The sequence below is a fragment of the Ralstonia sp. SA306 genome (assembly GCF_054792405.1).
Map to the genome: position 1 here is coordinate 2,062,885 of NZ_CP096451.1, position 15,285 is coordinate 2,078,169.

The window sequence follows — 15,285 nt, forward strand, 5'->3', positions numbered from 1 at the left end:
GCGGTCAAATGTCGGCTTCGACTTCGTTGCCGCGCGCTTCCAGCCACGTGCGTCGCGCGCCGGCTTCGCCCTTGCCCATCAGCATGTTCATCATGTTGATGGTCTGGTCTTGGCCCAGTTCGCCCAGCGCCACGGGCAGCAGGCGGCGCGTGTCGGGGTTCATGGTGGTTTCCCAGAGCTGCTCGGCACTCATTTCGCCCAGGCCCTTGAAGCGGGAGATCTGCCAGGCGCCTTCCTTCACGCCGTCCTTGCGCAGCTTGTCTTCAATGGCTTCCAGCTCGCCGTCGTCCAGCGCGTAGAGCTTCTGCGCGGGCTTCTTGCCGCGCGCAGGGGCATCGACACGATACAGCGGCGGCCGGGCCACGCATACGTTCCCGCGATCGATCAGTTGCGGGAAGTGCTTGAAGAACAACGTGAGCAGCAGCACCTGGATGTGCGCGCCGTCCACGTCAGCATCGGACAGGATGCAGATCTTGCCGTAGCGCAGGCCCGACAGGTCGACCGTATCGTTCGGCCCGTGCGGGTCGACGCCGATGGCGACCGCAATGTCGTGCACTTCGTTGTTGGCGAACAGGCGGTCGCGTTCGGTTTCCCACGTATTGAGCACCTTGCCGCGCAGCGGCAGGATGGCCTGGAATTCCTTGTCGCGGCCCATCTTGGCCGACCCGCCTGCGGAGTCACCTTCCACCAGGAAGAGTTCGTTGCGGGTAACGTCGTCGGACTCGCAATCGGTCAGCTTGCCGGGCAGCACGGCAACGCCCGAGCCCTTCTTCTTCTCGACCTTCTGCGCGGCACGTGTACGCGCCTGCGCTTGCTTGATGACGAGTTCGGCCAGTTTCTTGCCGTGCTCAACGTGCTGGTTCAGCCACAGCTCCAGCGCCGGACGGCTGAAGGTGGAGACCAGCCGCACCGCGTCGCGGCTGTTCAGGCGTTCCTTGATCTGGCCCTGGAACTGAGGGTCGAGCACCTTGGCCGACAGCACGAACGAAGCGCGCGCAAACACGTCTTCGGACATCAGCTTGACGCCCTTGGGCAGGAGCGCATGCATCTCGACAAAGCTCTTCACGGCCTGGAACAGGCCTTCGCGCAAACCGGATTCGTGCGTGCCGCCCGCGGGGGTCGGGATCAGGTTGACGTATGACTCACGTACCGGAGAGCCCTCTTCCGTCCAGGCCACCACCCACGAAGCGCCTTCGCCGAAGGCAAAACCTTCTTCGCCGAGCTTGTCGGGGTCGGCAAAGTGTTCGCCTTCAAACAGGGGGATCACCGGCTCGGCACCGCTGCCCTGTGCGAGCGATTCGACCAGATAGCCGCGCAGGCCCTGGTCGTATTGCCATTCGAGCGTCTCGCCGGTTTTTTCCAGCGTAAGGCTGACCTTCACGCCCGGCAGCAGCACGGCCTTGCTGCGCAGCAAGCGCTGCAGCTCGGCCTGCGGGATGTTCTCGGAATCGAAATACTTGGCGTCCGGCCACGCGCGCACGCGTGTGCCGCTCTTCTTCTCGCCGCGTTCGGCCTTGCGGGTGGTCAGCGGCTCGATCACGTCGCCACCGGAGAATGCGAGCGTCGATACATTGCCGTCGCGCCAGACCGTCACTTCCAGGCGCGTCGACAGCGCGTTCGTGACCGACACACCCACGCCGTGCAGGCCGCCGGAGAACGCGTATGCGCCGCCGCGGCCCTTGTCGAACTTGCCGCCGGCATGCAGGCGCGTGTAGACGATCTCGACCACCGGCACGCCCTCTTCGGGATGGATGCCGACAGGAATACCGCGCGCATCGTCTTCCACGCTCACGCTGCCGTCCTTGTGCAGCGTCACGGCGATCAGCTTGCCGTAGCCGCCCAACGCCTCGTCAGCGGAGTTGTCGATGACTTCCTGCACGATGTGCAGGGGATTGTCGGTGCGCGTGTACATGCCCGGCCGTTGCTTGACCGGTTCCAGGCCCTTGAGGACCTTGATCGACGATTCGCTGTATTGGGAGGTTTTGCTCATGGAAGGCGGAAAAACTGACCAGGCTTGGGTCTGTCCCCAAGCACCGGGAATGCAGCGCGCATTGTAAAGGAAGCCGTCCTCAACAATGCGGAGGGATCGTCAGCGTTGGGATGCGACCCGAAACCCACATCCGGTCGACATCCCGCTGACATATTGCGTGGTTACTGCGGCGTCACACCGTGCCGGCGCGCTTGGCTTCGAGGGCTTCCCATCGCTCCAGCGCCTCCAGCAGTTCCAGTTCGATGGCTTCGTGGCGCTCGGCGAGCTTCTGCGCGCGCTCCGGGTCGCGGCCGTAGATCGTGCCGTCTTCCAGTTCGCCGCCGACCTGCTTTTGCTCAGCCTCCAGCGCCTCGATGGTGGCGGGCAACGCGTCGAGTTCGCGCTGCTCCTTGTAGCTGAGCTTGACCGTGGCGCGCTCGCGCGGCTTGGCCGCCTCGGGTTTCTTCTCTTCGGCGACGGGCCTGGCGGCTTGCGCCATCCGCGCCGCGCGCGCAGATTGCGTCTGCCAATCGGAGAACCCGCCCACGTATTCGCGCCAACGGCCCTCGCCCTCTGCCGCAATCACCGAGGTGACGACGTTGTCGACAAACGCGCGATCATGCGAGACCAGGAATACGGTGCCGCTGTATTCCTGCAGCAGCTCTTCCAGCAGTTCAAGTGTGTCGATGTCCAGATCGTTGGTCGGTTCGTCGAGCACCAGCACGTTGGCCGGACGGGCAAACAGGCGCGCCAGCAGCAGCCGGTTGCGCTCGCCTCCCGACAGCGAGGCCACCGGCGAGCGCGCACGCTCGGGCGGGAAGAGGAAATCGCCCAGATAGCTCATCACGTGCTTGCGCTGACCGTTGACTTCGATCCAGTCGCTGCCCGGGCTGATGGTGTCGGCAAGCGACCGGTTCAGATCCAATTGCGCGCGCATCTGGTCGAAGTACGCTACCTGCAGGTTGGTGCCGTTGCGCACCGTGCCCGAATCGGGAGCCAGTTCGCCGAGAATCAACTTCAGCAGCGTGGTCTTGCCGACCCCGTTGGCGCCGAGAATCCCCACCTTGTCGCCGCGCAAAATCGTGGCGGTGAAGTTGTCAACGACGGTTTTGTCGCCATAGCGCTTGGTCACGTCGATCAGCTCGGCGACGATCTTGCCCGAGCGATCGCCCTGCGAGACCTCCAGCTTGACGTTGCCCTGCACCTCGCGGCGCACCTGGCGTTCCACACGCATCTGTTCCAGCCGCGCAACGCGGCCGACACTGCGTGTGCGGCGCGCTTCCACACCCTTGCGGATCCACACTTCTTCCTGCGCGAGCAGTTTGTCGAAGCGGGCGTTTTCCAGGGCTTCGGCGTCCAGCTCCTGCGCCTTGCGCGTCTGATACGCCGTAAAGTTGCCGGGGTACGAACGCAGCTTGCCGCGATCGAGTTCGATGATGCGCGTGGCGACACGATCGAGGAACGCGCGATCGTGCGTGATGAACAACACGCTGCCGCGGAACGCCAGCAGCAAATCTTCGAGCCAACGAATGGAGTCGTAGTCGAGGTGGTTGGTCGGCTCGTCCAGCAGCAGGATGTCGGGCGCACCCACCAGCGCCTGCGCGAGCGCCACACGCTTGGTCAGGCCGCCCGACAGCGAACCGATGCGCGCGCCCGGCTGCAGGCCCAACTGGGCGATGGTCGTTTCCACACGCGTACGCAGCTGCCAGGCGTCTGCGGCTTCCAACTGCGATTGCAACGCCTGCAGCTTGTGCAGCGCGTCTTCATCGTGGGAATCGCCCATCGACGTGATCAGCGCTTCGTATTCAGCAAGCAAGCCAGCGGCATGCGGCACACCCATCGCCACGGCTTCGGCCACGGTCTGCTCCGGGTCGAATTCGGGTTCTTGCGGCACATAGGCCGACGTCACGCCGCTCTGGCGAGCAATCAGGCCGTCATCCGGCGAGGTCGTACCCGCCACGATCTTGAGCAGCGACGACTTGCCGGTGCCATTGCGGCCGATCAGGCCTATGCGCTCGCCAGCCTCCTGCGAGAAGTCGGTGTGGTCGAGCAGCGCCACGTGGCCGAACGCCAGTTGCGCATCGGTAATGGAAAACAGGGCCATGCTGGAGTGAGAAGGAGGCAGGCCGCGTGCGGCCGGAAGGCGCGTATTGTAGTCGCCCCGCGTGTCGTCCACCGGCGGCATTGCGCTTGCAGATGCCGGTGCTATAACGCTTGTGCCGCCGGACTCTCTTTTTCCGGCCGCGCCATCCATACCGTTACGGAAGGGGAACGACGATGCGCGGACTATTCGGGCTGTTGATCATCTTGATCGTGGCAGGCATTCCGGTGCGGCAGATCTTGCTGCGAACCGGCTTCTCACAGTGGTGGACGCTGCTTGTGCTGGTACCGGTGGTGAACCTGGTGGCGCTGTGGATTTTCGCGTTCTCGAACTGGCCGCGGCAGTCGTCCCAGCCGGGCAGCGTTCTTCCCAACCAGAACTAGGAAACAAGCGCACCAAAGAAAAACGGCCCGCTTTCGGCGGGCCGGAAGAGTCTCTCCTCGATGCCTTGCGAACAAGACATGGCCGGAGCATAGCGCCCCTCGTCTGTCTCGGGCAGTCGGGACAAACCCGGTAGGGAAAAACGCCTAACGCTAGGCGCGGTGCGGCTTCGCACCGCAGCAACGCATGCACGGCTCGGGCATGCACCGCGGGGAGTCCACCGCACCGGCCGGACGGCTGAGACGGTGCGTCGCGCACGCCACGTGTGCGCAATGCACCACTGCAAGGCAATCGCCACGCGTCGGCTTTTAGAGGGTGGGGTCCAGTCTTGCAGCCTGCTTACAACACCAAAAAAGCACGGGCCTGCAGGTTGCAACGTCGCGCCGTATCATGCGGCAGGCCCTCCGGCCACGAGCCGGGCATAACGATAAAGTGGGCCGCCGATTCTTTCCCGGGGGATACAACCATGCCGTTCTTCACGCGCGCGCTGCAGGCTGCGGCGCTGCTCTTCGCTTCGCTATCCAGTGCTGTACCGGGCACGGCTGTGGCCTCCTCCACGCCGGTGCTCGACCGCATCCGCGACACGGGCACCGTCCGCGTCGCCTATCGCGAAAGCTCCGTGCCCTTCTCGTTCTACGACGCCGATAAAAAACCCGTCGGCTATGCCGTCGACCTGTGCCTGCGCGTGGTCGACAAGCTGCGCACGGACCTCAAGCGCCCTGACCTGAAAGTGCAATATGTGATGGTCACGCCTTCGACGCGGATGCCGGCCATCATCGAAGGCAAAGCCGACCTCGAATGCGGCTCGACCACCAATAACCGCGAACGCCGCGAGAAAGTGGCATTCACGATCCCGCACTACATCGCGGGCATCCGCATGATCGTCAAGACTTCGTCGGGCATCCGCAGGTGGGACGACCTGCGCGGCAAGACCGTCGTCACCACCAAAGGCACCACCAGCGTGGCGGAACTGCGCAAGATGAACGACGTCCGCGTGCTGAATATGAAGTTTCTCGAAGCCAAGGACCACGCTGAATCCTTCGCGATGGTCGAAACCGGCAAGGCTGACGCCTTTGCGATGGACGACGTGCTGCTCTTCGGCTTCCGCGCCAACACGAAGACGCCAAGCGACTACGCCGTCGTCGGCGACATGCTGACGGTCGAGCCCTACGCGATCATGCTCAGCAAGGACGACGCCGAATTCAAGCGCCTCGTCGATCGCGCGATGACCAACATCATCCTCGACTACGACGCCGACAAGCTCTACAAGAAGTGGTTCCAACAACCGATTCCGCCGCACAGCGCGAAGCTTGATATCCCGATGAGCTTCCTGCTGCGCGACTCGTTCAAGTACCCGAGCGACAAGGTCGCCGATTGAACGTAATGGTGTGATCGCGCAACGCCGCCGTGCAGTCAGGCGGCGTTTTGCTTTGCGCAGTCAGCGCTGGGCCGGCAGCATCGGCTTGTTGAGCATGCGCGACAGGACAGCTTCGGGCGAATGGGTGCGATCGGCAATGGCCGCTGGGTCAAGATAGAAAGTCTGTTCCATCATCGCGCGGCCGCGCATCGCCGCATGCAGCGCCTGATCGCTGAAGACCACCCACGTCGCACCCGGAGCGAATTCGAACGTCTGTTGCGGTGCCCCGCGCTGATAGACCAGGTCGGCCTTCGCGAGATCGTGCAGCTGCAGCATGCGGTGGTCGTATTCGGAGCGTGGGCGCTTGGTGATATGCAGCTTGTGCATCAGCCACGATTGTCCCGGGAGCATCCCACGCGTTTTCGGCACAAACCGCTGGGCGAAGTCGGCAAAGGGCTCGCCGATGCGCCAGACGCGCGAGGCATCCGGATCGACATTGTGGAACACACGCAAGAGGCGCTGGCCGTGCAGCGGGTTCGACGGGAATGCGTCGACGTGCAGACGCGTGTCGTCCTTGCGCCAACTGACCGGCCGCCCGGCAATCTCGGCCGGCCGCAACGACGTGCCGGCTCGCTTCAAATGCGGGGCGTAGTCGGGAAACAGCGTCAGCACGAGGCGCTCGGCAGCATCGGCGTAACGCAGGATCAAGGTAGCGAGATCGCCCAGATCGGCGGGCTGCCCGACGGCGCCGCGCACGCGGGATTCGTTCGCGCGCAGGTTGATGTTCTTCGTCTTGCCGTCAGACCAGCGCGCATCGAGAAACCGCTGCTCCCGGGCATCAAGTGGGAAATCGAGCACCGGAAAATGCAGCACATTACCGCGCTCCAACGCGGACCGTATGGCCGCCGCCTCATCAGACGTCACCACGGGTGACCATTCACGCACCGGCCACGGCACCACCATGTCGATGACAGGCGGCGCAGCGACGGCTCGCTGTCTGGAATGATGGTTGCGCGCCGGCGGTGTGGCGGGTGCAAACCCTTGCATACTTCCCATGAACTTATCAATCGCTTACGTAAATATTTGCGAATGATAGAGCGCTCACCACCTCAGTGCATCGTCAGGCAACACAACACAGCATGTCTTACGACATGTGCCGAGGTGCTTGCCGGCGCGGGAAGCGGATTTCAGAGAAAGTGCTTGACGACCTGCTCTTCCAGGCCGACAAAGCGCACGAGCTGGCGTGAGCCGTCAGGAAATTGCTTGATGACGTGGCCGTCGGGGGTATCGGTGTGACGGAAATAGATCGGTCGATCGATCGTCCCGGGCCGATGCTTGGGAAGCAGGCTTTCCAGCGACGGCTCCACCGTCCACGGATCGTCCCGTTCTTCGGATGTCAGCATGTTGGTCGCCTAGGGGGTTCTGGAATAGGTGAGAAAGCATAACTTCCGTGAACAACCCTGGAAAGTTCGTAATACTTAAATCTGATTCTTTGACCGATCGTTCGTTCGCTTTAGCGTTTGCCCCATCACAAGAACGCCTTGACTGTGGGCGGCAACCTACAAAACCCATGGCGTCATCATCGTTTCACATGGCATCGGTAACTGCTGCCGACGCAGCCTGGCGCTCCCGCGGCTCACTGGTCTTGGCTCTGCAAATTGCGTAGAATCGCGGCTCGCTCGGGCGGCCGTTGGCGTCACCCGGGAGTCGGTCACTCGCCGTAGCACAATGGATAGTGCACGCGCCTCCTAAGCGTGAGATACAGGTTCGATTCCTGTCGGCGGGACCAGCAGATGCGACAAAGCCAGGCAACACGCCTGGCTTTTGTTTTTTGCCCGCACAAAACAACGAGGCCCGCCACACGCGGGCGGGCCTATGGCTGCGGATGGCCCCGGGCCATCTAGGTCAGCACCGGCAGCGCTTCGAGCACGAGCAGCCCGATCAGCACCCCGATAATCGTCAGCAGCACGCGAATCCCTACTCGCGCACCTCGGATCACCAGCGGCGCAGAGGCCAGTCCGATCACACCCGCAACGCAAACGGCGAGCAACAGGTACAGGTTGGAGAAGGCCATCGGGAATTCCATCATCCGCCCCTTTCCGGCTATGAGCATGGCCGGTCTTTTGAGTATAGGCCGCGCGCTCGATCCGGCAAGCGTCGGTGCCGGCACATACATCAATATCACTAGCATTTTTGCGCACTGCAAAAATTCGTGCTATAGTCCGTGACTTGGCTGCTTACTGCCGTATTTTTCGGTCCGCGGTTGGCCGATGTGCTGGTTTCAGACCGGCGCGCATCGTCCGAATCCCCGCCCGTTGCATGCATGCGCAGCCGATTGCCATTGTGCTTGGCATCGTCTCCGATCTCCCGCGTGGATTCACATCACGCCGAAGGGACCGCCGCCCCACCTCGCTGACCTGTTCAGCTTGAGGCCGGCCCATTCCCCCGCCTGTCCGTTCTGCAGCCCGTCTGTCGAACCGGCCTTATCCGATTGGCGCCGACGCCCGTGATTAACCGGTCGCCGTATCCCATTTCCGCTGTCTGCATCCGTTGATGTAGCGGCGCGGCAGCCTTACTACCTATTCGACATGACGCAGCCTCAAGACGGCAGCGGCGCTATTGCGCACGCTGAAACCAGCAACACCAATACCGAAAACCTCGTCGCCGAAGCCGCGACCCGTGCTAGCGCCTTTGCTGCACTGGGCTTGGACGACCGCATCGTCCGTGCGCTGGGCGAAGTGAACTACATCACCCCGACGCCGGTTCAAGCGCAAGCCATTCCGGCCTGCCTGTTGGGCCGCGACCTGCTGGTCACGAGCCAAACCGGTTCGGGCAAGACCGCCGCATTCATTCTGCCGGCCATCCAGCGCATCAGCGAGCAGCCTGAGCCGCAGCGTCCGCGCATGGACGGCCCGCCGCAACGCATGAAGGGTCGCCGCCCCCGCCCGGCACCTGCCAAGCCGTCGCTGCTGGTGCTCACGCCCACGCGTGAACTGGCCCTGCAAGTGACTACCGCCACCGCACAATACGGCCGCCATCTGCGCCGCATCGTCTGCGCGAGCATCCTGGGCGGCATGCCCTACCCGAAGCAGTTGGACATGCTGGCACGCATGCCGGACATCATCATCGCCACGCCTGGCCGCCTGCTCGACCACATCGACTCGGGCCGCATCGACCTGTCGGCACTCAACATGCTCGTCTTTGACGAAGCCGACCGCATGCTGGACATGGGCTTCTCGGATGACATCGAAGCCATCGTCGGCGCCACGCCCGCCACGCGCCAGATGCTGATGTTCTCGGCCACCATGGACCGCCGCATCGAACAACTGGCCGAGCGCATGATGCGCGAGCCGCAGCGTATCGAAATCGCCACCGCGAAGATCGACCAAAGCAACATCGAAGAGCGCCTGCACTTCACCGACGACATGTCGCACAAGCAGCAGCTGCTGGATCACCTGCTGCGCGACGCGTCGCTCAAGCAAGCCATCGTCTTCACGGCGACCAAGCGTGATGCCGACTCGCTGGCCGAGCGCCTGACCGAGCACGGTTTCTCCGCCGGCGCCTTGCATGGTGACATGCACCAGGGCGCGCGTAACCGTACGCTGACGGCTCTGCGCCGCGGTCAGTTGCGCGTGCTGGTGGCCACCGACGTGGCCGCCCGCGGCATTGACGTGCCGGACATCACGCACGTGGTCAACTTCGACCTGCCCAAGCAAGCTGAAGACTACGTGCACCGCATCGGCCGTACGGGCCGTGCCGGCCGCAGCGGGATCGCCATCAACCTGGTGAACCACAATGACACGTTCCAATGGCGCCGTATCGAGCGCTTCGTTGATCGCCGCATCGACGCATCGGTTGTCGAGGGCCTGGAGCCGAAGCGCTCGGCCAAGCCCCGCACTGGCGGCCCGCGTGCCGGCGGCGACCGTGGCGGCTACCGTGGAAACGGTGGCAATGGCGGCGGTTATCGCGGCCAGCGTGAAGGCTTCGGCGCGCGCCAAGGCGGCAACGGGGGCAATGGCGGTAACAGCGAAGGCCGCCTCCAACGCAGCTTCGGCGGCGACCGCGACGGCTTTGCTCCGCGCCGCGATGATCGCAACGGCAACAGCAACAGCGGCGGCTACCAAGGCGCCCAACGCGAATGGAACCGCGACGACCGCGCCCCGCGTCAGTCGTATGGCCAAGGCCAGCAAAACCGTGGCGACTGGCAACAACGTCCCGCACCCGCACGCACGCAAGGCTCGCAAGACGGCAACCGTAGCTACGGCAACAGCGCGGGCACCAGCAACGGCGGCGGTTATGGCAATCGCGATGGCAACCGTGAAGGCGCCCCGCGTCGCTTCGGCGACAACAACGGCGCCAGCCGCTTCGGCGACGGTGGCAACGGCGCTCAGCGTCGCAGCTATGGCAACCGCGACAGCTACGGCAGCAAGGGCCGTCCGCGCGACTTCGATCGTTGATCGATAAAGGGCCATCTCCTCTGGATGGCCTTAGCGGGCAACCAACAAAAAACCCCACGTCTAACAGCGTGGGGTTTTTGCTTCTTGGGCAACGCCGGTTAATCGCAGTTGGACTTACAAGAAGACACCTGCGTGGCTTTTTCTGATGCTCATCGCTCGACTTGTCGTGTGAGCGCCGCAGGCAACAGAAACCCTCGCCGAAGCGAGGGTTGCGCTCGTCAAAGCGCGCAGGTCCGGAAACCGACAAAAACGTCATCGCGTTCCGGCAGCAGGAAGCCCCGGAAACGCGGGTGACGCGTGCGCTGCGGCGTATGTGCGGCAGCGCCGCGTACCGCCTGCATCGTCATGAAATGCGGCGCCGACAGGCTCGCCACACGGCCGCGCGGCATGCCCGGCACGAAATCCGGATACGGCTCGAACGGCGACGACGTCCACTCCCATACCTGCCCCCAATGAAAGCCGGCCCTACCCTGCACCGCGGCCATCTCCCATTCGTCTTCAGTCGGTAAGCGACGGCCGGCCCAGCGGCACCACGCCTGGGCTTCGTACAGGCTCACATGGCGCACCGCTTCATCGCGGTTGATCGTACGCGCCTGACCGTAGCGCAGTGCCTGCCAGGTACGCGTGGCGGGATCGCGCTGCCAACCGAGCGGCGCCGAACGCTCCTGCATCATCAGCCACTCCATGCCGGCCGGCGACCACCACTGCGGATGATCGTAACCACGGTCTTCGATGAACTCCAGGTATTGGCCATTCGTAACCGGCTGCGCATCGATCTCGAACGCGGGCACATACGTGCGGTACGGCGGACACTCGTTGTCGAAGAAGAAACCGTCGGCGTCTGGCCAGCCCATCTGGAAACGGCCGCCGGGCAACGACAATGTCTGCGCAGCCGGCACGGCCACGGCGGCCAGCGGAGGCTGCCCAGCGGGTTGCAGGCCTAGGACCTGCAGCAGCCCGTGCAGATGTTCGGCGCGCAGGTCTTCGTGGAACACCGCCCAGCGGAACGGTTCCAGCGCCGCGTCGTCGTCGGTGCCCAGCGTGGCGAGCTTGCGTAGCACGCGGTCGAGCACGCCATGCGCGTACTGCTTGATCGCGGCGATGCCGGGCAGCGTCAGGTCCCAGCATGCCTCTGGAGGCATGCGATCCATGTCGAAGAACGTGTCGGCGCCATCAAGCGCGGCGGGCAACGTGGCCTGCCAGAGCGCCAGATCCCACTCGGTGCCAGCGCCGTCCTCGATGGTATCGCTGCCGTTGCGACGCGGCTCGCGCAGGCACCAGAACTCTGCAAACCAGGCCAGTTGGCCCAGCGTCCAGAGCGGTGGGGCATGATGCTCCACGCGTTCAATCTGCCAGCCGCGCTGCGTATCGCCAAACGCCGACAACAACGCCAGCGTGCGATTGCGGGCGTCGACCAGGCTGTGCGCGATGCCCTGGCGCGGCAAGCGGCGGCCGTCGGTCCAGTCGGGAAGCGATCCGATGAAGGTCGGATCGGGGAGCATGAAGAATTCAGCCATCGCGGCAAACCTCGGGCGGGAATCGATCCATTATCGCACCGGCCTGCTTGGCGTTCCGCCGCCCCCGTCTAACGGCCTACGCTCGCGTGACAGACGGCAAAGTCGCTGCCGGCGTCGGTCCAGGCATGCAGATCTTCGAAACCGGCATCGGCAAACATCGCTTGCAGACTCGGCAGGTCGTATTTGACGGAGTTCTCGGTGTGCACGCGTTCGCCGGCGGCGAAGGTACGCGCGTGCTTGCCCCATTGCACCGTTACATCGCGGAGTGCTTCCAGGTGCATCTCAACGCGATGCGCCTCCGCGCGGTACAGCGCGACATGGCGCCAATCCCGCACGTCGAAATTTGCGCCCAGGAGGCGATTCAGGTTGCACAGCACGTTCAGGTTGAACGCCGCGGTCACACCAAGCGGATCGTCGTAAGCGGCTTCGAGCCGTTGGGCGTCTTTGATAAGGTCGATGCCGATCAGCACGCTGTCGCCAGGCGCGGAAGCCTCGTGCAGGCGTGAGAGAAATGCCCTCGCCTCTTCCGGCGTGAAATTGCCAAGGCTCGAACCGGGGTAGAACCACACGCGGCGCCCATCGCCAACGGCATCGGGCAACACCAGCGGCGCACACAGGTCGGCGCCAATGCCGACCATCGGCAATTGCGGATGCTGACGCGCAAGCCCCCGCAGCGTATCGCGCAGAAAATCCGCCGAGATGTCGATCGCCACATAACGCGACGGCGCGAGCGTGCGGAACAGCCGTGCAGCCTTTTCGCAATTGCCGGCGCCCAGGTCGATCAACGTGGCGCCGCGGCCCACGCGCATCGCGATCTCGGCCGCGTGCAGGCTGAAGATAGCGGCTTCGGTGCGGGTCGGGTAATACTCAGGCAAGTCGGTAATCGCTTCGAATAGACGCGAGCCGAGGGCATCGTAGAAGAACTTCGGGCTGATACTGGCCGGGCGTGAGAGCAGGCCGGCTTCCGCCTCGGAACGCAACGCGGCATCGTCTTCCGTAAAGAGCTGGTAGAAAGTCAGGCCCGCGCCAACGGCGTCAACCGTAGGCTGCGGCTGAATCAGACGGGCCAGCGCGCGGCGGGCATAGGCATCGGCGGACGGCTTGGTGGCCTGCATGGTGTCTCCCGTTGTGGGTGGAACGGCACGGTGCTGCATGGTCATGAGGGCCATTGACAGCGAGAAATGTGCCATCGCGCCTATGCCATCACCGCACGCTGATGGCGCACGGATGAAATTGCAGCGTAGACGCCGCTTTGTGACAGCGCCACCGTTCTTTCGCCGGAGGCCGCCACAACACGGCATCGCGCCAATCGTAAAAATCACCCGCGCCGCTGAAAAAATCACGCACACCGTGCTGGTAGGCCGATGTTGCGTTTTTGCAGCGCACAATCCGCCCGCCGCGATATAATGCGGGCTTCCTCAAAGGGGAGTAGCTCGGGGGTTCTTCAGCCCCAGGCACGATCGTCATGACGAAGCACACGCTTCCGGTCGTGCCGGCACCAGCAGGGTTCCCAACCTGTTCGTGTCGAGCAAGACCTTTGCAACCGGATTTCATGGTCTGCAAAGCGTCTCGCCCCAGCACTCCATGCAGTTCGGTCAACCGATTTTTATTGTTGTTTGACTTGGAGCCACCATGGAATGGTTGTCTGACATCTTCACCATGCAGTTTGCTGCCGCGCTGGCATCGATCATCGTGATCGACCTTGTGCTTGCGGGCGATAACGCCATCCTCATCGCGCTGGCAGCGCGCAACCTGCCGCCCGAGTTGCAGAAGAAGGCCATCATGTGGGGCGCCGCGGGCGCCATAGTCGTGCGTGCGCTAATGACGCTGGCGGTGGTATGGCTGCTGAAGATTCCGGGCCTGATGCTGGTGGGCGGTCTGGCGCTGGTGTGGATCGCGTGGAAGCTTCTGGCCGACGACGGCCAAGGCGGCGATGAACACGGCGCGGGCAGCACCACGCTGATCGGCGCCATGAAGACCATCATCATCGCCGATGCAGTGATGGGCATCGACAACGTGCTCGCCATTGCCGGTGCATCGCATGGCAGCTTCCTGCTGGTGGTGCTGGGTCTGTTGATCAGCGTGCCGGTCGTCGTGTGGGGTAGCGGCGTGGTACTGCGCCTGATCGAACGCTTCCCGGTCATCATCTACGGCGGCGCCGCTGTGCTGGCTTATACGGCCGCGCACATGATCGTGGCCGAACCGGTTCTCAAGGCGTTCTTTGCCCCACAGCCGCCGCTCAAGTGGGCAGTGTATGTGGTGGTGTTCCTGGTGGTGCTGGGCGGAGGTTGGCTGGTCCAACGTCGCCGCCAACAACCCGCCTAAACTAAGCCAGGATGGGCTGACCGGCGAGCACACGCGCCAGCTTGGCGCGATCAATGTTGCCGCCGGTCAGCGGCAGGCCGATGCGCTGGCCAACAATCCGCTCCCGCTGCTGCCATGCACCCGCAAGGGCTGCGGCCGCGGCGCCCTCCGCGACGTTGTGCGTGGTGGAAAAGTACAGGCGAATGGCCTCCGCCACTTCGTCATCCGTCACCGCAATGATCTCTTCGACGCCGGCTCGGATCACCTCAAGCGCGTTCGCGTCCGGCATGCGGCACGCCAGCCCGTCGGCCAGCAACGTCGACACCGGCGCCGACACCACGGTACCGCTTGCAAACGACTGCTCGTAGCACCGGGCATGTGCTGACACGACGCCGACAATGCGTGTCGACAGCCCCAACGCATCGCGGGCCCGCACCGCCGCGCAAATCCCCGAACCCATGCCGATCGGCACGTAGACCACATCTAGCGGCGTGGTCTCAAGAAACTCCAGCCAGTAGCTCGCCACCCCGACGACCAGATCGTCGTGATACGAGGGCACAAAGTGCAAGCCACGTTCACCGGCTAATTGATCGGCGAACTCGCGGCTCGCCTGAAAGTCATCGCCCGCTTCAATGAGCTCTGCGCCAAGTGCGCGCATGGCGGCGTTCTTCTCCACGCTATTGCCGTGCGGCACGACGATGGTGACGGCCAGGCCATTGCGGCGCGCCGCCAATGCAATCGACTGACCATGATTGCCGCGCGTCGCCGCAATCACACCAAGCACCTCCGGCTCACGTTGGCGCAAGGCATGCAGATAAGTCAGCCCGCCTCGCACCTTGAACGCGCCCACTTCGGTGTGGTTTTCATGCTTAACCCACACCACCGCCCCCACGGCTTGCGCCAGAAGCGGCCAACAATACTGCGGGGTCGGGGGAATCACCGCATGGACCAATTCGGCGGCTGCGCGCAGATGGCGCAATTCGGCGGCACGGGTGGCCGAAGCGGAGGTAGCTATGGACGACACGCTGTTTCTCCAGCAGACAGTTGAAAGCGATGTCGCGATCTTGCCAGCCTTGCCTGCCCCGCAACATCGACAATTCTGCGCTTTATCGACCCGACCGTGCCGCCCGTCCGACCGGGCCAGTTTCCAGACACTGCCGGTACAGTCGACGCCGCGCCGCTCACGTTACAATGCGGCT

The 15,285-nt window shown here is 63.8% G+C and carries 12 protein-coding genes, 1 tRNA gene and 2 pseudogenes; 5 read left to right on the top strand and 10 right to left on the bottom strand.

Annotation, left to right across the window (positions count from 1 at the left end; translation table 11 throughout):
• Positions 1–4: 4 nt before the first annotated feature.
• The 4 genes and pseudogenes from M1D44_RS09865 to M1D44_RS09880 all read right to left on the bottom strand — a co-directional run.
• The gene (locus M1D44_RS09865) at positions 5–1,990 is read right to left on the bottom strand and encodes a DNA topoisomerase IV subunit B (RefSeq protein WP_024976220.1); all 1,986 of its coding nucleotides are present in this window, start codon (positions 1,988–1,990) and stop codon (positions 5–7) included.
• 172 nt (positions 1,991–2,162) lie between these two features.
• Positions 2,163–2,468, bottom strand: a complete 306-nt coding sequence (locus M1D44_RS09870) for a hypothetical protein (protein WP_419177597.1) — start codon at positions 2,466–2,468, stop codon at positions 2,163–2,165.
• Between the two features lie 258 nt (positions 2,469–2,726).
• Positions 2,727–3,038, bottom strand: a pseudogene (locus M1D44_RS09875) (ATP-binding cassette domain-containing protein); the annotation flags it as partial.
• 204 nt (positions 3,039–3,242) lie between these two features.
• Positions 3,243–4,223 (bottom strand): annotated as a pseudogene (locus M1D44_RS09880) (ABC-F family ATP-binding cassette domain-containing protein); the annotation flags it as partial.
• Positions 4,224–4,246: 23 nt separating this feature from the next.
• On the opposite strand from M1D44_RS09880, the gene M1D44_RS09885 reads away from it, so the two are divergent.
• Complete coding sequence (locus M1D44_RS09885; protein WP_024976222.1) at positions 4,247–4,453, top strand: hypothetical protein; 207 nt, start codon at positions 4,247–4,249, stop codon at positions 4,451–4,453.
• Positions 4,454–4,917: 464 nt separating this feature from the next.
• Positions 4,918–5,829: an amino acid ABC transporter substrate-binding protein gene (locus tag M1D44_RS09890; protein ID WP_112185361.1), complete on the top strand. Its 912-nt coding sequence runs from the start codon at positions 4,918–4,920 to the stop codon at positions 5,827–5,829.
• Positions 5,830–5,889: 60 nt separating this feature from the next.
• Here the strand turns inward: M1D44_RS09890 and M1D44_RS09895 are convergent, their stop codons facing one another.
• On the bottom strand, positions 5,890–6,864 hold the full coding sequence (locus M1D44_RS09895; RefSeq protein WP_316853314.1) for a Kdo hydroxylase family protein: 975 nt from the start codon (positions 6,862–6,864) through the stop codon (positions 5,890–5,892).
• A 131-nt stretch (positions 6,865–6,995) separates the two neighbouring features.
• Positions 6,996–7,211 (bottom strand): hypothetical protein, encoded by a 216-nt coding sequence (locus M1D44_RS09900; RefSeq protein WP_024976225.1) that lies wholly within the window; start codon positions 7,209–7,211, stop codon positions 6,996–6,998.
• 311 nt (positions 7,212–7,522) lie between these two features.
• Here M1D44_RS09900 and M1D44_RS09905 point away from each other — a divergent pair.
• Positions 7,523–7,597: transfer RNA gene (locus M1D44_RS09905), tRNA-Arg, on the top strand.
• 111 nt (positions 7,598–7,708) lie between these two features.
• Here M1D44_RS09905 and M1D44_RS09910 read toward each other — a convergent pair.
• Positions 7,709–7,897, bottom strand: a complete 189-nt coding sequence (locus tag M1D44_RS09910) for a hypothetical protein (protein ID WP_012435166.1) — start codon at positions 7,895–7,897, stop codon at positions 7,709–7,711.
• A 499-nt stretch (positions 7,898–8,396) separates the two neighbouring features.
• On the opposite strand from M1D44_RS09910, the gene M1D44_RS09915 reads away from it, so the two are divergent.
• The gene (locus M1D44_RS09915; protein ID WP_316853313.1) at positions 8,397–10,265 is read left to right on the top strand and encodes a DEAD/DEAH box helicase; all 1,869 of its coding nucleotides are present in this window, start codon (positions 8,397–8,399) and stop codon (positions 10,263–10,265) included.
• 218 nt (positions 10,266–10,483) lie between these two features.
• On the opposite strand, the gene M1D44_RS09920 is transcribed toward M1D44_RS09915, so the two are convergent.
• The gene (locus M1D44_RS09920; protein WP_316853312.1) at positions 10,484–11,782 is read right to left on the bottom strand and encodes an ergothioneine biosynthesis protein EgtB; all 1,299 of its coding nucleotides are present in this window, start codon (positions 11,780–11,782) and stop codon (positions 10,484–10,486) included.
• Positions 11,783–11,850: 68 nt separating this feature from the next.
• Positions 11,851–12,897, bottom strand: a complete 1,047-nt coding sequence (egtD, locus tag M1D44_RS09925; RefSeq protein ID WP_112185367.1) for an L-histidine N(alpha)-methyltransferase — start codon at positions 12,895–12,897, stop codon at positions 11,851–11,853.
• Between the two features lie 517 nt (positions 12,898–13,414).
• Between egtD and M1D44_RS09930 the strand changes: the two genes are divergently transcribed.
• On the top strand, positions 13,415–14,107 hold the full coding sequence (locus M1D44_RS09930; RefSeq protein WP_024976229.1) for a TerC family protein: 693 nt from the start codon (positions 13,415–13,417) through the stop codon (positions 14,105–14,107).
• 1 nt (position 14,108) lies between these two features.
• Here the strand turns inward: M1D44_RS09930 and M1D44_RS09935 are convergent, their stop codons facing one another.
• Positions 14,109–15,110, bottom strand: a complete 1,002-nt coding sequence (locus tag M1D44_RS09935; RefSeq protein WP_316853311.1) for a threonine dehydratase — start codon at positions 15,108–15,110, stop codon at positions 14,109–14,111.
• Between the last annotated feature and the right edge of the window lie 175 nt (positions 15,111–15,285).

Coding starts and splice junctions, on each gene's coding strand:
- M1D44_RS09910 (WP_012435166.1), bottom strand. CDS start 7,897: ATGATGGAATTCCCGATGGCCTTCTCCAACCTGTACCTGTTGCTCGCC.
- M1D44_RS09920 (WP_316853312.1), bottom strand. CDS start 11,782: ATGGCTGAATTCTTCATGCTCCCCGATCCGACCTTCATCGGATCGCTT.
- M1D44_RS09915 (WP_316853313.1), top strand. CDS start 8,397: ATGACGCAGCCTCAAGACGGCAGCGGCGCTATTGCGCACGCTGAAACC.
- M1D44_RS09865 (WP_024976220.1), bottom strand. CDS start 1,990: ATGAGCAAAACCTCCCAATACAGCGAATCGTCGATCAAGGTCCTCAAG.
- M1D44_RS09930 (WP_024976229.1), top strand. CDS start 13,415: ATGGAATGGTTGTCTGACATCTTCACCATGCAGTTTGCTGCCGCGCTG.
- egtD (WP_112185367.1), bottom strand. CDS start 12,897: ATGCAGGCCACCAAGCCGTCCGCCGATGCCTATGCCCGCCGCGCGCTG.
- M1D44_RS09870 (WP_419177597.1), bottom strand. CDS start 2,468: ATGGCGCAAGCCGCCAGGCCCGTCGCCGAAGAGAAGAAACCCGAGGCG.
- M1D44_RS09885 (WP_024976222.1), top strand. CDS start 4,247: ATGCGCGGACTATTCGGGCTGTTGATCATCTTGATCGTGGCAGGCATT.
- M1D44_RS09895 (WP_316853314.1), bottom strand. CDS start 6,864: ATGGGAAGTATGCAAGGGTTTGCACCCGCCACACCGCCGGCGCGCAAC.
- M1D44_RS09900 (WP_024976225.1), bottom strand. CDS start 7,211: ATGCTGACATCCGAAGAACGGGACGATCCGTGGACGGTGGAGCCGTCG.
- M1D44_RS09890 (WP_112185361.1), top strand. CDS start 4,918: ATGCCGTTCTTCACGCGCGCGCTGCAGGCTGCGGCGCTGCTCTTCGCT.